We start from the raw sequence: 6,158 nt of genomic DNA, 5'->3' as shown, positions 1-6,158 counted from the left end.
AGATTGCTGATCTGGGACTTTACGAGGCCAAGGAGGGAGGTAGGAATCGCTCTATCTTCAGAGAGTATCCGCCAGCCTGAGTTACAGGAATGACTTTTACAGCCCGTGAACTAGCGCCGCGCCGTGAGCTTGTTTCCTGGGCTATGTATGATTTCGCCAACTCGGGGTACACAACCGTTGTTCTAACGGCGATATTCGATACCTATTTTGTTGCCGTGATTGCCGGTGAGTCTTCCGGCCTGCAGCCGGGAACCGGCACCCTGTTGTGGAGCATTGCGATTGGTTTGTCGAACATGCTGATTCTGCTGACTGCCCCTGTGCTTGGTGCCATTGCTGATTACTCGGCGCAAAAGAAGAGAATACTGGCAATTTCCACCCTGGGGTGTGTTGGCATGACAGCGTTGCTCGCATGGTCAGGCCCAGACCTTATCGTATTTACGATGGTGATCATTGTCGGCTCCGCTTTCCTCTTCGGTACCAGTGAGAATTTTATCGCCGCGTTCCTGCCGGAGATCTCTCCGCCCCGTCACATGGGTCGTATCTCCGGCTATGCATGGGCATTGGGATACGTGGGCGGGCTAGTCGTACTTGGCATCTGCCTGCTTTATATTGAGTATGTCAAAGGGCACGGGCATGGACCTGAGCAGTATGTGCCCGTGACAATTTTGATCACGGCCGCGGTATACGGCCTGGCGGCATTGCCCACTTTCCTGTTTTTGAAAGAGCGCCAACGCCCTGGAGCAGGACAGCCGGGCGGATTTGTCGCCTATACAAAGATCGGCTTTTCCCGTATCGCCACCACGATTAAGCACAGGCGCCAGTTTCGTGACCTGTTTCGTTTTCTTCTGGCACTTTTTGTGTATGGCTGTGGCATATACACGGTGATTGTCATCGCTGCTGTCTATGCGCATGAGGCGATGGGCTTTGAGACCACGGACACCATACTCATGATTATGGTGGTGAATATAACCGCTGCCCTTGGTGCATTCGTTTTTGGCATGCTGCAGGACCGTATCGGTGTCAAACGCACCCTGGTGCTGACGTTGCTGATCTGGATAGCAGCAATCACCACGGCATGGATCGGCGAATCGCGTCCGATATTCTGGGTGGCAGCTAACCTGATTGGCGTCGCGATGGGTGCCAGCCTGTCCGGGGGCAGGGCGCTGGTCGGGCTATTTACACCTGCAGGACGCTCAGCAGAGTTTTTCGGCCTGTGGGGCCTGTCAATGAAGGCATCAGCAGTGGTGGGACCACTCTCATATGGTTTCGAGGGGATCATCGCCAGGCGATTCTCTCAACCCTGGCGTTCTTTATTGTCGGACTGCTTTTACTCTTTCTGGTCGACGAAGCGAGAGGGCGCAAGGCTGCCACTATTGGTGAATAGCGACTCCCCCCGCTGCATCCTGAAGTTATTCCTTCAGGAGACCTTCCAGGCTATTCTGCCAAGCACTCTCAGACATGGCGACATCGTACCCGGTCTGGTAGAGGGCATTCATGTAGTCAGGATCGAATATATCATTCAGGGCCACATCAAAACTTTGAGGGACATGTGTGAGATTGATATCAAATCCGTCTCTTTTCGCCAGGTTGGAGATATGCAGCAGATTGCCTCGGCCCTGATACTTGATTAACGTACTGATTGATCGACTGGCGATGTCGCTGATGCTGAGATCAACCGGCTTGTACTCAGGATCGATCTTGGTATTCCTGATCAACCAGAATGTTTTCTTTTGGGGATAGGTCCTTAGATGTCTTTCAATCTCACGCACCCTGAGTGCGTGCGGGTAGACGAAAATCTGGTTTGTCACGCCACCGTCAACGTGCACCTCCTGGTATTGATTTCCATCTATGGTTACGTTGGTTATGACTGGCGGGAAAATACCCGGTACTGCTGATGAAGCCAGCATGATGTCACCAATCAGTTTTGCCGCGTCGGGATGACCGCTTTCAGCAATACGGCCTATGTCCCAGATAACCGGGCGTTGCGCATCGAGATTGGTTGTGGAAATGAGAAGAATGCGCCCGCGCAGGCTTTCCCGTGCGATCGCTTGAATAAACTCTTCATCTACCTCTTCTCGTATGATTCGTCGAAGCGGTTTTGTATCACCGAGCGATGTACCGCCAAAAATAGCGGTCAAGGGTGTGAACAGGAAAATATCCTTCTTCGATGTATCGGTAAAGAACCTTTTAATTGATGCGTCATATTCAGGACCTAAAAAGGCAAACGGTGCAATCAGGGCGCCGGTCGATACGCCTGTTACAACTGTAAATTCCGGCCTGCCGCCACGATCCGTCCAGCCCTTGAGAAATCCGGCGCCATACGCGCCATCTTCCGCACCACCGGACAGTGCCAGAACATCGACACGCTCTCGCATGGATGGATTTGTCTTCAGGGCGCCTTGCAGTCGTAAAATGACCTTGTCAATGTAAGGCGGGGCTTCATCTCCCCAGTAGCGGATGTCGTGAAAACCAATGACTTCTGCTTGTGTGTAGTTATCTTTTGAGGGTGCTGCATGTTCGCGAGGGAAACCCGTACAGGCTGAAAGGGTCAGGGCGGATACGAAAATCAGGATGTGGATCTGTAATCCAGGCAACTTGTCGATAAATGGCACGGTAGCAGGTTTCTTGTGAGAACTGATTCAGGTTGACGATATCGTACAAGCAGAAAAGCAGCAAGCCCGGATATCTACAACGGTTGCTGCCTGTTTACTTTCCTTGCTTGTGCTGGCGTACTCCCCCTTCTTCAAGAATATGGTGTTTCCACCAGTCATTGAGAAAATCCAGCAGCTCTGTAGAAACGTTGGCTGTTCTACCGGCGATTATGTCACTAGAAAAATATGAAAATGCCCGAATATAATCCAAGTGCTTTAGAGTTGCGGTTGAGTTTTTAAGACTGTTTAGACGGCTTTTATTTGATTTGAGAGTAATTGAGATATAACTGCGAGTTTTTTCTTATCCTCTGGCATTGCTGAGGGTTTTATAAAATCATCGCTACCGTACAAGACACCGTTTCTGATGTCATTTTTTGTGTTTAATATTCTTTCTGGGAAGTCGGCTGCATATTTTTCGTCTTTTATAAAAACAGCGACAAAGTCGTTCCAAATATCACCGGCTTGAGCACTGGTAAACGCACTCCAATAGTGCGGCATTTATTGAGGTTCTTTTTGCCCAGGTTATCAGCGCTCTACCGCTGTCTGGATAAAATCTCCAGCAGTCTACTGGATACCTGGGGAAACGCCCGTTAGAAGGAACGTTCAGATAAAACAGGCCCTTGGGTTTTAGAACTCTCAGTATTTCTAAAAAAATAAGCCAAAATATCTCTGAGTGCTCAAAGCATGAGCTTGATAAGATAATATTTGCTGACTCACTCTCTAATGGTAATGTGTATGGGTCATCTAAAACAACATCAACGCCTTTCCCCTCTACAAAGTCGATACCAACGTATTCAAAGTTGGGTGGGGCTATACTGCGTAGGCTTCCATTAACATCTTGTGAGCCTATCTCAATGATTTTTACTTTTGGCTCAGACGAAAATACGTTCGCATAAGCTTTAAAAAAACATTTGCAATTGCTCATTGCAGTTGGATGCATTTATGTGTTTTCTGGTTTGGTTATCATTGGCTGGATAGTACTCTACTGGTCATTCTGCGTATAGTGTAGGCGGTAGAGACGAGCGTGAGATTCGTATGCGCTCTATGCTTCTGGCAGAGGGGGTATGAGCAGAAGAGTGCATGGCGTTTAGCCTTCAACTAACTGGGTTAAAGCCTTGGAGCAAAATCACATAGTCAATTAATCGCACTTTCCAACGAATTCCTTTTGCCTTGTGGAAAAGGAAATTTCATTTGTATAAGCGTTATACTGACCTCGAATCTCAGTAGATTTTCCAATCAAATCCTTGAAGTACAGGAGTTCATTACTTTTTGTAATTGTATAGCTCGCTACCATATCGCCAGAAGCGACATGGTGCCCCCCATATCGCCACTCCATAACACCAGTGGACTAGATAGCTCTATCTTGGCGACTATGTTCGCATCAGATTTGACTACATATCCATCTTCCAGAATCTCACCACTACATTCAAAATACACGTCATCTGCCAGTATATTATTTACAACATCACAACCCGAAAGAGATAGTATCGAGAGAATGCAGAGTGTGAATAAAGTCAATCGCAGTCTGTTTTTCATCAACGCACCGCTTGGTTTTCGTGATTATATATATCTTAATAATAGTGCATTAATGTGCTTTGAACAGCGCCATTTTGTGCCGGCCTGGAAACAGGCTCTGTCGAACCGAATACCCGCTTTGGGTTGGAAGCGGAATGATTTAACGCATATGTTGCGTCGATCGGTTGAGGTGGCAGGCAGAAGCGGAAGTTCTGAACATATATGGTTTTCAGAGTAAAACCGGATGGAATGAAAACAATCAAGTATGATCCCATTGATTACTATGTTCAGGATTATTTAACACCTTTTTCTTTAAAGAATGCTTTGTATTGCATGTCTTCATGGAGAATGTGATTGGTCCACCAGTGAGTAAGGAAATCTATCAGTTCAGTTGGGACATCACGTTTTCCGTCTAATGACCCCTGGCAAAAGTCCACAATCTTATTGCTGTAAAGTGTGTGTTTCTTGGGGTGTTCAAGCAGATTGGGATATCCGTTTTCTTGAAGCAGTTTCTCTTCCAACAGAAAGTGTTCAGAGACGTAATTCGTAAGTTCCATCAGGGCTGACGAAACATTTTGAAACCTGCGGAACATACGAGGCTTGTCAGCCAAAGTGTTGATGACCTCGATGATCTGTTTGTGCTGTCGATCAAGTTCCTCGACACCAACGCTGAATTCGTCTTCCCAAATTATTTTTTTCATTTTTTCAGGTTGCAGTCGACTGCTAGAAGTAGGGGTATATAGCAATATTACCTTAATTGCCAAGAAGCTGTCATATCTGCCTGGCTGCTCGTAATAAGAAATGTTCCTTAAATGTCGAAATAGAGATATTTACTCAGGTGACGGTTCTACCTCCCCTAAAGCATTGAAATCATCCAGAATGCAATAGATTGCCGGCACAAGAAATATTGCAATCAAGGTGGCTGAGGTCAGGCCGAATGCAAGGCTTGTCGCAAGTGGAATCAGTATTTGTGCCTGGAGACTTGTTTCTGCCAGGAGAGGCAAGAGCCCTGCTACTGTGGTCACTGATGTCAGCAGGATAGGGCGGAAACGTGCGCGTCCTGCCTGCTTGGCGGCGACCTGAACCGGCACATTGTGCGCCCTCGCGTCACGAATGAACACAACAAGGAGTATGGAGTCATTCACCACCACGCCAAACAGTGAGGCCATACCGATAATACTGGGAAGGGTTAAATCCAGGCCCATCGCCATGTGCCCGAAGACAACGCCAATCAGGGCTGTGGGAATGACAGACATGACTGTTACCGGTGCCAGGTAACCGCGGAATTGCAGTGCGAGCAGCATGTAAATTCCAATCATGCCGAGCAGAACGTTACGCACGATTGACTGTCCAGTTTTTGCTGACTCGTTACTCTGTCCCTGAATATCCACGCGCAATCCCGGGTAGCGTTTTTCCAATTCAGGGAAGAGCTCCTTGCCAGCAAGTGTGAGTAGTTCCTGGGCATTGGTAATTTCGCTTTGGACATCGCCACGGATATTGACAGAACGTTCTCCGTCAATCCGGTTGATTCGTGCCCAGCCTCGTGTTTCATTGATATTTGCAACCACGTCAAGTGGAACCAGGGCGCCATTGCGACCAATGATGCTGAGTTGATCCAGGTCACCACTATCACCGCGATTGTTGGCGGTTAGGCGAAGATCAACCTCGTACGTCTCAGCACCGACTGGAAACTCATCAACCTTGATACCCTGGAATGACGCCCTGATCTGGTTGGTGAGCGATTGTGCGTTCAACCCGAGTACACCCGCGCTGTCTTTCAATTTAAGTTGATATTCACGTTTACCGGGGCGCAAATCATCGTTAAGGTCCGTGACTCCGGAAAAAGCACCAAGCCAGTTTTTAACATCGACAGCAGCAGATTTCAGATCATCAAGATCACCGCCGATCAAGCGAATATCAAATGCCCGTCCGCCGGGTCCAAGGGTCGGTTCTGCAAATGTGGTGGAAATGACATCTGCCATCGATCCGGCC

The 6,158-nt window shown here is 48.1% G+C and carries 5 protein-coding genes and 1 pseudogene; 1 reads left to right on the top strand and 5 read right to left on the bottom strand.

Annotated features, from left to right (window positions below; genetic code table 11):
• Positions 1 to 89: 89 nt before the first annotated feature.
• Entirely contained in the window at positions 90 to 1,631 is a 1,542-nt protein-coding gene (locus BOW51_RS06545; protein WP_306341493.1) for an MFS transporter, read from the top strand.
• A gap of 174 nt (positions 1,632 to 1,805) precedes the next feature.
• Here BOW51_RS06545 and BOW51_RS11870 read toward each other — a convergent pair.
• The 5 genes and pseudogenes from BOW51_RS11870 to BOW51_RS06525 all read right to left on the bottom strand — a co-directional run.
• Positions 1,806 to 2,375 (bottom strand): annotated as a pseudogene (locus BOW51_RS11870) (patatin-like phospholipase family protein); the annotation flags it as partial.
• A gap of 522 nt (positions 2,376 to 2,897) precedes the next feature.
• Positions 2,898 to 3,149: a hypothetical protein gene (locus BOW51_RS11865; protein ID WP_306341492.1), complete on the bottom strand. Its 252-nt coding sequence runs from the start codon at positions 3,147 to 3,149 to the stop codon at positions 2,898 to 2,900.
• A complete protein-coding gene (locus BOW51_RS11860) occupies positions 3,106 to 3,576 on the bottom strand; it encodes a methyltransferase domain-containing protein (protein ID WP_306341494.1) in 471 nt (156 codons plus the stop codon). Before BOW51_RS11860 ends, BOW51_RS11865 begins: the two co-directional genes overlap by 44 nt.
• An 883-nt stretch (positions 3,577 to 4,459) precedes the next feature.
• Positions 4,460 to 4,867, bottom strand: coding sequence for a bacteriohemerythrin (locus BOW51_RS06530; RefSeq protein ID WP_078476993.1), 408 nt, complete (start codon positions 4,865 to 4,867; stop codon positions 4,460 to 4,462).
• Between the two features lie 129 nt (positions 4,868 to 4,996).
• On the bottom strand, positions 4,997 to 6,158 hold a 1,162-nt coding region (locus BOW51_RS06525), incomplete at its 5' end, for an efflux RND transporter permease subunit (RefSeq protein ID WP_135568111.1).

Origin of the sequence: Solemya elarraichensis gill symbiont (assembly GCF_002021095.1) — a bacterium.
GTDB lineage: Bacteria > Pseudomonadota > Gammaproteobacteria > Chromatiales > Chromatiaceae.
The sequence above is the reverse complement of the archived record's forward strand: the minus strand, read 5'-3'. Positions and strand labels throughout refer to the sequence as shown.

Excerpts from the sequence above, each read along its gene's own strand:
- BOW51_RS06545 (WP_306341493.1), top strand. The coding sequence starts at position 90 with ATGACTTTTACAGCCCGTGAACTAGCGCCGCGCCGTGAGCTTGTTTCC.
- BOW51_RS11865 (WP_306341492.1), bottom strand. The coding sequence starts at position 3,149 with ATGCCGCACTATTGGAGTGCGTTTACCAGTGCTCAAGCCGGTGATATT.
- BOW51_RS11860 (WP_306341494.1), bottom strand. The coding sequence starts at position 3,576 with ATGAGCAATTGCAAATGTTTTTTTAAAGCTTATGCGAACGTATTTTCG.
- BOW51_RS06530 (WP_078476993.1), bottom strand. The coding sequence starts at position 4,867 with ATGAAAAAAATAATTTGGGAAGACGAATTCAGCGTTGGTGTCGAGGAA.